This window comes from Xanthomonas sp. F1 (assembly GCF_014199855.1).
On record NZ_JACHOK010000003.1, the window covers coordinates 78,541 to 92,299 of the forward strand.

12 protein-coding genes and 1 riboswitch are annotated in these 13,759 nt (G+C 69.8%); of the genes, 7 read left to right on the forward strand and 5 right to left on the reverse strand.

The window, feature by feature from the left end:
- Positions 1-9: 9 nt before the first annotated feature.
- The 4 genes from GGR71_RS09280 (at position 10) to GGR71_RS09295 (ending at position 4,850) form a co-directional block, all read left to right on the forward strand.
- Positions 10-222: a heavy-metal-associated domain-containing protein gene (locus GGR71_RS09280; RefSeq protein WP_184451882.1), complete on the forward strand. Its 213-nt coding sequence runs from the start codon at positions 10-12 to the stop codon at positions 220-222.
- A 120-nt stretch (positions 223-342) separates the two neighbouring features.
- Positions 343-1,446, forward strand: coding sequence for a PLP-dependent cysteine synthase family protein (locus tag GGR71_RS09285; RefSeq protein ID WP_160962316.1), 1,104 nt, complete (start codon positions 343-345; stop codon positions 1,444-1,446).
- Between the two features lie 61 nt (positions 1,447-1,507).
- Positions 1,508-3,532 carry a M3 family metallopeptidase gene (locus tag GGR71_RS09290; protein WP_160962314.1) on the forward strand — a complete coding sequence of 675 codons (2,025 nt, stop codon included), beginning with the start codon at positions 1,508-1,510 and terminating at the stop codon, positions 3,530-3,532.
- 439 nt (positions 3,533-3,971) lie between these two features.
- Positions 3,972-4,850: an SH3 domain-containing protein gene (locus GGR71_RS09295; RefSeq protein WP_456362604.1), complete on the forward strand. Its 879-nt coding sequence runs from the start codon at positions 3,972-3,974 to the stop codon at positions 4,848-4,850.
- Positions 4,851-4,896: 46 nt separating this feature from the next.
- Here the strand turns inward: GGR71_RS09295 and fabB are convergent, their stop codons facing one another.
- Together fabB and fabA are read right to left on the reverse strand one after the other, a co-directional pair.
- On the reverse strand, positions 4,897-6,105 hold the full coding sequence (fabB, locus tag GGR71_RS09300; RefSeq protein WP_160957556.1) for a beta-ketoacyl-ACP synthase I: 1,209 nt from the start codon (positions 6,103-6,105) through the stop codon (positions 4,897-4,899).
- The gene (gene fabA, locus GGR71_RS09305; protein ID WP_160957555.1) at positions 6,105-6,620 is read right to left on the reverse strand and encodes a 3-hydroxyacyl-[acyl-carrier-protein] dehydratase FabA; all 516 of its coding nucleotides are present in this window, start codon (positions 6,618-6,620) and stop codon (positions 6,105-6,107) included. The genes fabB and fabA overlap by 1 nt, the downstream gene beginning before the upstream one ends.
- A 209-nt stretch (positions 6,621-6,829) precedes the next feature.
- Here fabA and dinB point away from each other — a divergent pair, with 209 nt between their 5' ends.
- Positions 6,830-7,891, forward strand: coding sequence for a DNA polymerase IV (gene dinB, locus GGR71_RS09310; protein ID WP_160957554.1), 1,062 nt, complete (start codon positions 6,830-6,832; stop codon positions 7,889-7,891).
- A 432-nt stretch (positions 7,892-8,323) separates the two neighbouring features.
- Positions 8,324-8,977, forward strand: coding sequence for a phosphoglycolate phosphatase (gene gph / locus GGR71_RS09315; RefSeq protein ID WP_160957553.1), 654 nt, complete (start codon positions 8,324-8,326; stop codon positions 8,975-8,977).
- A gap of 490 nt (positions 8,978-9,467) precedes the next feature.
- Here the strand turns inward: gph and btuB are convergent, their stop codons facing one another.
- From btuB to GGR71_RS09330, 3 genes are all read right to left on the reverse strand, one after another.
- Positions 9,468-11,339, reverse strand: coding sequence for a TonB-dependent vitamin B12 receptor (gene btuB / locus GGR71_RS09320; RefSeq protein WP_160957552.1), 1,872 nt, complete (start codon positions 11,337-11,339; stop codon positions 9,468-9,470).
- Between the two features lie 114 nt (positions 11,340-11,453).
- A riboswitch (cobalamin riboswitch) is annotated at positions 11,454-11,670 on the reverse strand.
- A gap of 25 nt (positions 11,671-11,695) precedes the next feature.
- The gene (locus tag GGR71_RS09325; RefSeq protein ID WP_160957551.1) at positions 11,696-12,124 is read right to left on the reverse strand and encodes a TfoX/Sxy family protein; all 429 of its coding nucleotides are present in this window, start codon (positions 12,122-12,124) and stop codon (positions 11,696-11,698) included.
- On the reverse strand, positions 12,121-12,603 hold the full coding sequence (locus GGR71_RS09330) for a GAF domain-containing protein (RefSeq protein ID WP_160957550.1): 483 nt from the start codon (positions 12,601-12,603) through the stop codon (positions 12,121-12,123). Before GGR71_RS09330 ends, GGR71_RS09325 begins: the two co-directional genes overlap by 4 nt.
- 116 nt (positions 12,604-12,719) lie before the next feature.
- Here GGR71_RS09330 and bioD point away from each other — a divergent pair, with 116 nt between their 5' ends.
- Positions 12,720-13,409 (forward strand): dethiobiotin synthase, encoded by a 690-nt coding sequence (gene bioD / locus GGR71_RS09335; protein ID WP_160957549.1) that lies wholly within the window; start codon positions 12,720-12,722, stop codon positions 13,407-13,409.
- The last annotated feature ends 350 nt before the right edge of the window (positions 13,410-13,759 follow it).

Consider the following 13,759-nt stretch of genomic DNA (forward strand, 5'->3'; position numbering starts at 1 on the left):
GAGCCTGACATGCAACATCTCGATCTCGTCGTCCACGGCATGAGTTGCGGCGGCTGCAGCGCGCGGCTGCAGCGGGTGCTGGACGCCTGCCCGGGCGTGACCGCCAGCACGGTGGTGCTGGAGGGCGGGCGCGTGGGCGTCGACTACGACCCCGCGCGCATCGACGTGTCCGCCCTGGAGCAGGCGATCGCCGACGCCGGCTTCAGCGTGGCCGCCGGCTGAGCGCCGTCCCGGCGCCGCGCCGCGTCGGGTGAACGCTGGCGTGGCGACCGCGGCCGCGCATGGTCCGGGCGCGCGGCCGGGCGTGTATCGTGGGCGCGGTTTCTCCGCTCCCGCACCGCCATGACCCATCGCGCTTGGGTGGCCGCCGCCATCCAGAAGATCGAAGCCGACTTCAACCGCTCGGCCGACACCCACCTGATCCCGCTGGACCTGCCCGGTTTCCCCGGCATCGACCTGTATTTCAAGGACGAGTCCAGCCATCCCACCGGCAGCCTCAAGCACCGCCTGGCGCGCTCGCTGTTCCTGTACGCGCTTGCCAACGGCTGGCTGCGCGAGGGGCGGCCGGTGATCGAGGCCTCCAGCGGCTCCACCGCGGTGTCCGAGGCGTATTTCGCGCGCCTGCTGGGGCTGCCGTTCATCGCGGTGATGCCGGCGACGACCTCGCCGGAAAAGATCGCCGCGATCGAGTTCCAGGGCGGGCGCTGCCACCTGGTCGGGCGCGCCTGCGACCTGCATGCCGATTCGGTGCAGCTGGCGCGCGAGACCGGCGGCCACTTCATGGACCAGTTCCTGTACGCCGAACGCGCCACCGACTGGCGCGCCAACAACAACATCGCCGAATCGATCTTCCGGCAGATGCAGGAGGAGCCGCATCCGATCCCGGACTGGATCGTGTGCAGCCCCGGCACCGGCGGCACCGCGGCCACGCTCGGTCGCTACGTGCGCTACCGGCGCCATCCCACCCGCATCCTGTGCGCGGACCCGGAGGTGTCGCTGTTCTTCGACGGCTACCGCGAGGCGCTGGCCGGGCGCGACTACGCCGGCCTGGAAAGCACCGGCGGCTCGCGCATCGAAGGCATCGGCCGGCCGCGGGTGGAGCCGAGCTTCATCCCCAGCTGCGTGGATGCGATGGTCAAGGTGCCCGACGCGCTGAGCCTGGCGGCGATGCGCTACGTCAGCGCGCGCCTGGGCCGGCGTGTGGGCGGCTCCACCGGCACCAACTTCGTCGGCGTGCTGCAGGCGGCCACGCGCATGCGCGAGCAGGGCCGCAGCGGTGCCATCGTCACCATCCTGTGCGACAGCGGCGAGCGCTACATACACAGCTACTACCGGCCGCAGTGGTACGCCGAGCACGGCATCGACGTGGAGCAGGCCGATGCGCAACTGGCCGCGGCGGTGGCCGGCGCCGGCCTGCCGCCGCTGCCTTGTGCGGCGCTGGACTGACCGCCATCTCACTGCCATGGCCGGCGCCGCCGGCCTTCCTTCCGTGACCGAGACTTCCGCGATGACCAATCCCCTGCTCGATTTTTCCGGCCTGCCGCGCTTCGATGCGATCCAGCCCGAGCACATCGGCCCGGCGATCGACGCGCTGCTGGCGCAGGCCGAGGCCGCCGTGGCCGCCGCCGAGACCGTGGCGCCGGTGCGCTGGGACAACTTCGTGGCGCCGCTGGACGATGCCACCGAGCGGCTGTGGCGCGCCTGGGGCCAGGTGAGCCACCTGCAGGCGGTGGTCAACACGCCGGCGCTGCGCGAGGCCTACAATGCCAACCTGCCCAAGGTGACGCGCTTCTCCAGCGCGCTGGGGCAGAACCTGGCGCTGTTCGCGCAGTACCGCACGCTGGCGCACTCGCCGGAGGCGGCCACGCTCGGCCCGGCGCAGCGCAAGGTGCTGGACAACGCGCTGCGCGATTTCCGCCTGGGCGGCGCCGAACTGGGCGAGGCCGACAAGCAGCGCTTCGCCGCGATCCAGGAAGAACTGTCGGCGCTGTCGGCCAAGTTCTCGCAGAACGTGCTCGATGCCACCGACGCGTGGTCGCTGTTGATCGACGATCCGGCGCGCCTGGCCGGCCTGCCCGAGGACAGCATCGCCGCCGCGCGTGCGGCGGCCGAACGCGATGGCCAGGCGGGCTGGAAGCTGACCCTGCAGATGCCGTGCTACCTGCCGGTGCAGATGTACGCCGAGGACCGCGCGCTGCGCGAGACGCTGTACCGCGCCAACGCGATCCGCGCCTCGGAGTTCGGCGATGCGGCGCTGGACAACAGCGCGGCGATCGGCCGCATCCTCGCCTTGCGTGGAGAACTGGCCGCCTTGCTCGGCTTCGCCAGCTACGCCGAGTATTCGCTGGCGACGAAGATGGCGCAGGATCCCGCACAGGTGCTCGACTTCCTGCACGATCTGGCCGCCCGCGCCAAGCCCTACGCGCAGCGCGACCGCGCCGAACTGGAGGCATTCGCGCGCGAGCACCTGGGCCTGGACACCCTGGAAGCCTGGGACCTGGCCTACGCCGGCGAGCAGCTCAAGCAGGCGCGCTACAGCTTCTCCGAGCAGGACGTGAAGCGTTACTTCACCGAACCCAAGGTGCTGGACGGCCTGTTCGGCCTGATCCACGACCTGTACGGCTTGCGCGTGGAGGCCGACAGTGCGCCGGTGTGGCATCCGGACGTGCGCTTCTTCCGCCTCAGCGACGCGCAGGGGCGCCTGGTCGGGCAGTTCTATCTGGACCTGTACGCACGCGAAGGCAAGCGCGGCGGCGCCTGGATGGACGACTGCCGCAACCGCCGCGAACGCGCCGATGGCGTGCAGACCCCGCTGGTGTACCTGGTGTGCAACTTCGGCCGTGGCAGCGACGGCAAGCCGGCCACCTTCACCCACAACGAGGTCACCACCCTGTTCCATGAGATGGGCCACGGCCTGCACCAGTTGCTGACCCAGGTCGGCGAACTGGGCGTGGCCGGCATCAATGGCGTGGAATGGGACGCGGTGGAGCTGCCCAGCCAGTTCATGGAGAACTTCTGCTGGGAGTGGCCGCGGCTGCAGGCGATGACTGCGCACGTGGACAGCGGCGAACCGTTGCCGCGCGCGCTGTTCGACAAGATGCTGGCGGCGAAGAACTACCAGAGCGGCATGTTCACCGTGCGCCAGCTCGAGTTCGCGCTGTTCGACATGCAGTTGCATCACAGCTTCGATGCGCAGGCCGACAGCGTGCTGCAGTTGCTCGAGCGCGTGCGCGATGAGGTCGCGGTGAACCGGCCGCCGGCGTGGAACCGTTTCCCGCACCAGTTCAGCCATATCTTCGCTGGCGGCTATGCGGCCGGCTACTACAGCTACAAGTGGGCCGAGGTGCTCAGCGCCGACGCCTACGCGGCATTCGAGGAAGCGCCCGGCCAGTTGTCCGCCACCGGCGCGCGCTTCCTGCGCGAGATCCTCTCGCGCGGCGGCAGCCGCCCGGCGCTGGAGAACTTCACCGCTTTCCGCGGTCGCGCGCCGGAGCTGGAGGCGCTGCTGCGGCACAGCGGCATGGCGGGGTAGGCGGGGGGCCGTGATTCGTGATTCGGGATAACCAGCCTGCGGCTGTTGAAAGCCGGGATTCGGGATTAGGAAATCGGGATTTTTCGCGGGTTTCTGGCAGTTGCAAGGGATGTTGTGGGAGGGGCTTCAGCCCCGACGGGCTTTCCCGGGAAAGCCCGTCGGGGCTGAAGCCCCTCCCACAAAAAAAGCGGCGATCTTTTTCATCGGAAGGCAGCCACGTTCGTCAGATCGCTTGATGGCGAGTTGTTCCGTGCAGGACGACACCGTTCCCGTTCCCGTTCCCGTTCTCGAATCCCCAATCCCCAATCCCCAATCCCCAATCCCCAATCCCCAATCCCCAATCCCAGCTCCTCTGTGCTAGAACAAAGCACAGCGGCAGGCGATCTTCGCCGCCGCGATCGCGGCACAGGACACTGCCGCACGGCACAAGGAGGACCGCATGAAGCGCGCACAGTGGTGGACGTCGTTGCTGTTGAGCATGGCCGCGCCTGTGCTGGCGCAGGACGGCAGCGGCACGGTGCGCATCGGCGCCAGCCTGCGTGCCGGCCCGGCACCGGAGTATCCGCGCGTGGCCACTCCGGTCACCGACGAGGCGCTGCGGGTGCATGGCTGCACCCGCGACTGGGCCTGGTGCGACGTCAGTTGGCGCGAGAAACGCGGCTGGCTGCCGGGTGGGGCGATCGACTTCGGCACGCAAGGCGAGGGCGTCGCGCCCGCCGTGCCGACCGTCGGCTTTGCGCTGGACCGCTACTGGGACACGCACTATCGCGGTCAGCCGTGGGCGCGCGAACGCGCGCGCTACCGCCCGCTGGAAAGCGCGTCGACCGCGGCCGGCCCAGCGCAGATCCCGGCGCCGCTGCAGCGTCAGCTGGCGCCGCAATGGCGGGCGCCGCCACCGCCTCCTGCATCCGCGTCCGAGGCCGTGAGCGCCACGCCGTCATGGACGCCGCCTGGCGAGCGGATGCATCAGATCCCACCGCCGGACGCGCTCAATCCCCGCTACAACAAGGAACTGGCGAAGGAGTTGCAACGCCAGGACGACGACCGCCGCCAGCGCGAATCGATGGGGCTGCAGCCGGTGCCGCCGCCTGCGTCCGCGCCGTCGGCATCGCCGTCGTGGCCGCCCACGCCGGCGACGATCCAATGGGTCGAGCAGCATCCGCCGAAGCCGAGTTCGCCTCCACCGCCGCCTCCACCTCCACCTCCACCGCCACCAACCACACCGCCACCACCTCCGCCTTCAGCGCCAGCATCCAAGCCGGACGCGCACAAGGACGACAACGCCGGGCGTCGCGACGCCAGGCAACTGGAGCGTTGACGCGCGACACGCTGCCGCTGCCGGCAGCGTGCGCGTGTGGCCAGGCTCAGGCCTTGGCGAAGACCAGCGCGGCGTTGGTGCCGCCGAAGCCGAAGCTGTTGGACATCACCGTGCGCAACGTCGCGTCGCGGCTCTCGCGCACGATCGGGAAACCCTCGGCGCGCGGATCCAGCGTGTCGATGTTGGCCGAGCCGGCGATGAAGCCGTCGCGCAGCATCAGCAGGCAGTAGATCGCCTCGTGCACGCTGGCCGCGCCCAGCGAATGCCCGGACAGCGCCTTGGTCGAGGACAGCGGCGGCACCGCATCGCCGAACACCGCGCGCACCGCATCCAGCTCGGTGACGTCGCCGAGCGGCGTCGAGGTGCCATGGGTGTTGAGGTAGTCGATCGGCGCGTCCACGCCCTGCAGCGCCATGCGCATGCAGCGCACCGCGCCTTCGCCGGAGGGGGCGACCATGTCGGCGCCGTCGGAGGTCACGCCGTAGCCGACCAGCTCGGCATGGATGCGCGCGCCACGCGCCACCGCACGCTCGTAGTCCTCCAGCACCAGCATGCCGCCGCCGCCGGCGATGACGAAACCGTCGCGCGCGGCGTCGTAGGGCCGTGACGCTACCGCCGGCGTGTCGTTGAAGCCGGTGGACAACGCGCCCATCGCGTCGAACATCAGGCTCATGGTCCAGTCCAGCTCTTCGCCGCCGCCGGCGAACATCACGTCCTGCTGGCCGTACCGGATCAGGTCCGCCGCTGCGCCGATGCAGTGCGCCGAGGTCGCGCACGCCGCCGACAGCGAGTAGCTCACGCCCTTGATCTTGAACGCGGTGGCCAAGCTGGCCGACACCGCCGAACACATCGTGCGCGGCACCATGTACGGGCCGACCTTGCGCACGCCACGGTTGCGCAGCAGGTCCGCCGCTTCCACCTGCCAGTGGCTGGAGCCGCCGCCGGAGCCGGCGATCAGGCCGATCCGCGGGTCGCTGATCGCCGCCTCGTCCAGGCCGGCATCGGCCAGCGCGTCGCGCAGCGCCAGGTAGGCGTAGGCCGAGGCATCGCCCATGAAGCGCTTGAGCTTGCGGTCGATCGCCGCGTCCAGGTCCAGTTGCACATCGCCGCCGATCTGGCTGCGCAGGCCGGCTTCCACCGCCTGCGGATTGTGGCGGATGCCGGCGCGGCCTTCGCGCAATGCGCGCGACACGCTGTCCAGATCGTTGCCCAGGCACGAGGTGATGCCCATTCCGGTAATGACCACGCGCCGCATCAGAATGCCTCCGTCGAAGTGAACAGGCCCACGCGCATGTCCTTGGCGGTATAGATCTCGCGCCCGTCCACCGACATGCGGCCGTCGGCCACCGCCATCACCAGCTTGCGGTTGATGACCCGGCTGACGTCGATCTCGTAGACCACCTGTTTGGCGCTGGGCAGCACCTGCCCGGTGAACTTCACTTCGCCCACGCCCAGCGCACGGCCACGGCCGGGTGCGCCCAGCCAGGTCAGGAAGAAGCCGGTCAGCTGCCACATCGCGTCCAGGCCCAGGCAGCCGGGCATCACCGGGTCGCCGATGAAGTGGCAGCCGAAGAACCACAGGTCCGGGCGGATATCCAGTTCGGCGCGGATCACGCCCTTGCCGTGCGCGCCGCCGGTCTCGTCGATGGCGACGATGCGGTCGAACATCAGCATCGGGTCGTTGGGCAGGCGCCCGGCGTCGGCGCCGAACAACTCGCCGCGTGCGCTGGCGAGCAATTGCTCGCGCGAATAGGAGGACAGACGACTCATGAGCGGAACATTCCCAGGCGAGACAGTCGAGGCGCGCAAGAGTGCATGAGCTTCGCGCGTTCAATCAAACGTTTTATCCGTACGCACGCGTAGTGTCGGCACCGGCGAAGGCGCGCGCACTGCGCCGGATCAAGGCGCGCATTCTCAGCCCGTGCGCAGCGCGGGGCTTATCATGCGCACACCGTTCGCAGGCGTAGGGTATGGGGTCGATGCGCAAGATCATCCACGTCGACATGGATGCGTTCTACGCGTCCGTGGAGCAGCGTGACGATCCGGCGCTGCGCGGCAAGCCGGTGGTGGTTGCCTGGCGCGGCATGCGCTCGGTGGTGTGCGCCGCCTCGTACGAGGCGCGGGTGTTCGGCGTGCGCTCGGCGATGCCGGCGCTGCGCGCCGAGCGGCTGTGCCCGGACGCGATCTTCGTGCCGCCGGATTTCGCCCGCTACAAGGCGGTGTCGAGGCAGGTGCGCGAGATCTTCCAGCGCCACACCGACATGATCGAGCCGCTGTCGCTGGACGAAGCCTACCTGGACGTCACCTCGCCCAAGGGCGAGTTGCGCACCGCTACCGAGATCGCCCAGACCATCCGCGCGCAGATCCGCGAGGAAACCGCGCTGACCGCCTCGGCCGGGATCGCGCCGAACAAGTTCCTGGCCAAGATCGCCTCGGACTGGCGCAAGCCCGACGGCCAGTTCGTGATCCGTCCGCATCGCGTGGAGGCGTTCCTGACCCCCTTGCCGGTGAACAAGGTGCCCGGCGTGGGCAAGGTGATGGAAGGCAAGCTGTCGGAACTGGGCATCGTCACCGTCGGCGACCTGCGTGCACGCAGCGAGGCAGAACTGGAAGCCCGCTTCGGCAGCTTCGGCCTGCGCCTGTACCAACGCGCGCGCGGCATCGACGAGCGCCCGGTGGAATCGGACCAGCCGGTGCAATCGATTTCCTCCGAGGACACCTTCGCCGAGGACCTGGCGCTGGACGCACTGGAGCCGGCGATCCGGCAACTGGCGGAGAAGACCTGGAACGCCACCCGCCGCACCGAGCGCATCGCGCGCACCGTGGTGCTGAAGCTGAAGACCGCGCAGTTCCGCATCCTCACCCGCAGCTTCACCCCGGAGCAGCCGCCGGATTCGCTGCAGGCCTTGATCGACATCGCCCTAGCGCTGCGCGAGCGCGTGGACCTGCCAACGTCCACCCGCTACCGCCTGGTCGGTGTGGGCCTGTCCGGCTTTCACGAGCGTGAGCCGGGGCAGGCGCAGGGGCGCTTGTTCGGGTGAGGCGGTCGCGCGCGGAGGCCGTACCGTGTTTTGCCCGGTGTGTGGATTGTTTCGTCCGTTGGCCAGGCGGCACCACGACGGTCGCACCGTCACCGGCGCATCGGTTGAAGCAACCAAGGCGACGCGTGCGAACCAGGAACGCGGTCCTCATCCCCTCCCGTGTCGGGACTAAAGTCCCTCCCACATGGGCATGCTGTACGGATTGGAGCAGTTGCCCGATCCTGTGGTCATGCTGGCCGACCTTGTCGCGCGCTCAGGGACGCTTGGCTTGCGACATGGGGGGCGTCATTGGTGATGTGCGCGTGGCGTCATGCGCTCGCGCGCGTGGTAAGCCAGGGCCGGAAACGCGCGTCGCCTGTGCTTGTTTGCCGCGACCGCATAGCGGCTCTGCGCCACCTACAATGCGGACTTCTTCTCCCGCATTGGTACGACATGACGTTTCCGTATGCATTGGTGGTGTTCGACCTGGACGGCACCCTGGTCGACAGCGGCGCCGACATTGCCGAGGCGCTGAACCGCACGCTGGCCGACTTCGGCTTGCCGCGGGTGCCGGAGGCGACCGTGCTCGGCTGGATCGGCGAGGGCGTGCGCAAGCTGGTCGAGATCGCGTGGCGGCATGCCGGTGACGCCACGCCGATCGAGACGGTCATGCCGACCTTCATGCGCCACTATGCCGAATGCCTGTTGCGCAGTCCGCGGCTGTATCCCGGCGCGGCCGAGGCGCTGACGCAGTTGCATGCGGCTGGGGTGACGCTGGCACTGTGCACCAACAAGCCGTCGGCGATGGTGCCACCGCTGCTGCGCCATCTGGGTGTGGCCGATCTGTTTTCTGCCGTGCTGGGCGGCGACAGCCTGCCCGAGCGCAAGCCCAGCCCGGCGCCGCTGCTGCACCTGGCGCAGCAGTTCGCGCAACCGCCGGCGCGCTGTTTGATGGTTGGCGATTCGGGAACCGACCTCCAGGCCGGCCACGCCGCCGGCATGCCGGTGGCGCTGGTGCGCTACGGCTATCCGCGCGATCTGGATCTGGCAACGGCCGACGTGGTGTTGCTGATGGATGATTTGCGCGAGCTGCTGCGACTGCGCTGACACGATGGCTGCGCAGCGCCCCGGCGCAGCGCGAAGATCCAGCTGTGTCGTAGGAGCGGCTTAGCCGCGACGGGCTTTCCCGGGAACGCCCATCGCGGCTGACGCCGCTCCTGCAGTCGATGACGCAGTACGCCCCTCTCCCCCCGGGAGAGGGGTTGGGGTGAGGGTCCGGGCGCGTAGCGCGCGCCGAACTGTCAGGTTTGCGTCGCGATGCATGAGTACGAGGGCGGGTGTTTGCGTTCGGCAGCCAGCGGCCCGTATCGCGGGCGACCAACTGCGCGATGCATCGCGCATGCGCGCGCTTGAAAATGCACGCATCTACATCCGGCGTGTTCGCACATACCGCCGCCTTTCGTAGGAGCGGCTTCAGCCGCGACGGGCTTCCCCGGGAAAGCCCGTCGCGGCTGAAGCCGCTCCTACAAAAAAGACGCGCGTGTTTTCCGCGCTGTTGCCCCGCGCCACGCCCGCCGGCGCAGCGCGGGACACCGACTCAGCGCGCTGCCGGCGCGTAGCGCAGGGTCAGCGCGTACTCACGACCCGGCTGGTTGTACCAGTTCACCGTCTGGTAGTCGCGGTCGAACACGTTGCTGGCCTTTGCCTGCAGCGTCCAGTCTGGGGTGAACGCGTATTCCGCGCGCAGGTCGACGGTGCCGTAGCCGGCCAGGCGCACGCGGTTGGCCGCGTCGTCGAAGCGGTGGCCACTGCCGAAGACGGTGACGCCGAGCTTGACCGGGCCGATGCCGCGGTCCACGTCCAGGCGCGCGGTGTTCTGCGCGCGGCGCGCCAGCCAGTTGTCGCGATTGCCACTGTCGCTGCGGTTGCGCGGATCGGTGTGGCTCAGTTGCGCCGACAACTCCCAGCCGGCCAGCAGTGCATAGCCGGTCAGTTCGGCGCCGCGGATCCGCGCCTCGTCCACGTTGACCGGCAGGAAGCTGACCGCATCGTAGGAGATCAGGTCCTTGACCCGGGTCTCGTAGGCGTTGAAGGTCCAGTTCCAGCTGTCGGCGTACTGCGCAATGCCGAGGTTGCCGCTCTTGGAGCGCTCCGGCTTCAGTTCCGGATTGCCGGCGAACGGGTAGTACAGGTCGTTGAAGGTCGGCGCCTTGAAGCCGGTGCCGACGCTGGCGGTGAGCTTGAGGCCATGTGCCAGTGCCAGGCCCCAGCCGAGGCTGCCAGTGGTGTGCTCGCCGAATTGCTCGTTGTCGTCGCTGCGCACGCTGGCCTGCACCTGCTGCGCGCCGAAGCGGCCCTGGTACTCGGCGAACACGCCGGTGTTGTCGCGGCTGTCGACGTCGAAGGCGGTGGTGCTGGTGACGTGCTCGCGCTGCCAGTCGCTGCCGACGCTGAGCAGGTGGCCTTCGGCCAGGGTGACGTCGCCCTGCAGCGCGGCGGTGTCGCGGCGGCTGTCGAAGGTGCTGACGAAGCTGCGGGTGCGTGCGCCCGGCGCACGGTAGTAGCTGTCGGCGTCGTCGACGTTGCGGCCGAGCTGCGCGGCCAGGTGCAGGCGATCGGACGGGGTCCAGTCGAGCTTGCCGCTGAACACCTGCTGGGTGTTGTCGGCCTCGTTGCCGGCGAACAGCGCGTCGCCGTCGTATTCGTTGCGGCTGTCGATGTTCAGCGCCTGGCCTTCGATGCGCAGCGTGTCGGTCAACGCGTAGCCGCCGCGCGCGCTCAGCGAGACGTTGCGGTAGCCGTCGCGGTCGGGCTGGTCGACGAAGCAGCCCGCGAACAGCGTGGCCGAGCCGTTGCAGGCATTGATGCCGTCGGTCTTCTGGTAGCCGCCCTGCACGGCCAGCCAGCCGCGCTCACCGCGGTTGCTGAAGCCGGCACCGGCCTCGCGCAGGCCGTGGCTGCCGCCGCCCAGGCTCAGGTTCTGCTGGAAGCCCTGGCCGCCGCGGCGGGTGAAGATCTGGATGACGCCGCCGATCGCGTCGGAGCCATACAGGCTCGAACGCGGGCCGCGCACGATCTCGATGCGCTCGATCTGGCTCAGCGGCAGGTCCTGGAACGCGGCCAGGCCGGCGCTGGCCGAGCCGATGCGCACGCCGTCCACCAGCACCAGCACGTGGTCCGATTCGCTGCCGCGCAGGTTCAGCGTGGTCAGCTTGCCCAGACCGCCCTGGTTGGAGACGCCGATGCCGGCGCGGCCCTGCAGCAGCTGCGCCAGCGACGTGGCCTGGCTGCGCTCGATCTCCGCGCGGTCGATGACCTGCGCCGGCACCACGCTGTCCTCCACCGAGATCTGGGTGCGGGTGGCGGTGACCAGGACCTGGTCGAGGTCGGTGGCGGCGTCGGCGGCGTGGGCCAGCGCGGGCAGGGACAGGGCGGTCGCGATCGCGACCGAAAGCAGGCGGGACGACATGGGTGGCAACTCCGGCGCGCGGCTGCGCGCTGTGACGGCAAGGGAGTCGCGAACGGAAGGTGCAAGCGGACGGCGCCGGACGCGGCGCGGCACGCCGCGACGCCCTCCGCATCGCAACCAGTGAACTGCAAGGCCGGTCTCCGGGCTGGCGATCGGGGAGGCGGACCTCCCGGCTGCGACGCCTTCCCATGCCCAGGCACAGTGGCGCAGGTCGTCAGCGCGGATCGCTTACCGTTGCGGGGGCAGCGCCGGCCTTGTCGCAAGACGCACCGGCTTCCCGTTTCAACCCGCTGGCCGGAGCCGGCGGGTCACCTTGAAGCGGCGCGATTGTACGCGATCGCCGCTGCCCGCGCGGCTCAGTCGGCGTGCGCGCCGTGGCCGTCGTCGTCGCCGTGGTGGTCGCCCACCGGCGTGTCGTGCGTGTCGGACGCGTAGGCGCCGCCAGCGTCATCGTCGTCACGCGTGTCGTCGCGGTCGAAATGCGTCGTCGCCACCGGCCCGGCGACCTGCAGGCCGCGCTGCGCCGGCAGCGCCGCCGTCGCGGTCTCCAGCTCGCCCAGCAACTGCGCGCGCCGCGCCTCGGACAGGTCCTGCCAGTGGCAGCCGCTGAGCGCGCCTTCCAGCGAGTACAGCAGGTTGAGGCTGGGCTTGAAGCCGGCGCGCTTGACCTTGACGAAGGCGCCGACCGCGCCGGCCGCCTCCAGGTCCTGCTGCGTGCGCACGCCGACCTGGCGCAGCCAGGCCGCGCTCTTTGGGCCGATGTTGCGCAGCTTGGTCGTGCTCATTGCAGGCTGTCGACGAAGACCTGGGCGATCGCTTCCAGGCCGTGCTGGTCGTCGGCGTCGAAGCGGGCCAGGTCGGGGCTGTCCAGGTCGAACACGCCCACCAGCGCGCCGTCGCGCAGCAGCGGCACCACCAGTTCCGACCGCGAGGCCGCATCGCAGGCGATGTGCCCGGGGAACGCCTCCACGTCGTCGATGCGCTGGGTCTGGCCGCTGCTCGCGGCCGCGCCACAGACGCCCTTGTGCAGCGGAATGCGCACGCAGGCGGGCAGGCCCTGGAACGGCCCCACCACCAGTTCCTTGCCGTCGTGGAAGTAAAAACCGACCCAGTTCAGCCGCGGCAGCGCGTGGTACACCAGCGCCGCCAGATTGGCGGCATTGGCGATGCGGTCGGGCTCCCCGGCGACCAGGGCACGGGCCTGGTCGAGCAACTGGGCGTACTGTTCCGGCTTGCTGCCGGTGAGCGAGGACGAGGCGAACATCGCGCGAGTCTAGCAGCGCGCTGCGTCCGTCGGCACCGCGGCGGCTGACGCGCGCGGCGCGCCCGGCTATCCTGCGCGCCGCCGCGCGTCCCGCCGGCCAACCGACAGGGTTTCGCATGGCTGTTCCCGCCTTCTACGTCACCGGCACCGATACCGGCATCGGCAAGACCATCGCCAGCACCGCGCTGCTGCATGCCTTGCGCGCGCGCGGCCAGCGCGCGGTGGGCATGAAGCCGGTGGCCAGTGGCTGCACGCGCGAGGCCGACGGCTGGCGCAACGAGGACGCACTGGCGCTGCAGGAGGCCAGCGCACCGCGCCCGCACTATGACGATCTCAACCCGTACGCGCTGCCGCTGCCGCTGGCGCCGGAACTGGCCGCCGCCGATGCCGGTGTGCAACTCGAACTGGCACCGATCGTGGCTGCCTTCGCGCGCCTGCGCGCGCAGGCCGACGTGGTGGTGGTGGAAGGCGTAGGCGGCTGGGCGGCGCCGCTGTCGGCGACGCTGGATCAGGCCGATCTGGCGCGCGCGCTGCGGCTGCCGGTGGTGCTGGTGGTCGGCCTGCGTCTGGGCTGCCTCAACCACGCCCGGCTCAGCGCCGCGGCGATCGCCGCCGACGGCCTGCAGTGCATCGGCTGGATCGGCAACGAGATCGACCCGGCGATGGAGCGCATCGACGACAACATGGCGATGCTGCGCGCGCGGTTGCCGATACCGTGCTGGGGACGGTTGCCGTACCGGCCGCAACCGCAGGCCGCGCAGTTGGCCGCGGAGCTGCAACCGTGGGCGGGAATGTCGCCCGGCTGATCGATCGCTGGGGCGCGCGCCGCACTACCGCCTTTTGTGGGAGGGACTTCAGTCCCGACGCGTCTTTGCTGAGGCGTCGGGGCTGAAGCCCCTCCCACAAACACAAGACGTCCCGGCACTGCGCGACGGGCTAATCCGACTACCCGGTTCCACGCTCGGTGCACGCGCATGGATAAGCCCGATAGAAGAAGGAGATCTGCCGGTTTCTGACGAAGCATCGGGGGGATGAAGCCTCTCCCACAAGGAAAGCCAGCAGCGCGCGAAATCGGCAAATCCCCAATCCCCACTCCCAAATCCCGCCCACAAAAAAGGCCCGGTAGAGGGAGGGATCTACCGGGCCTGGGGTTGCA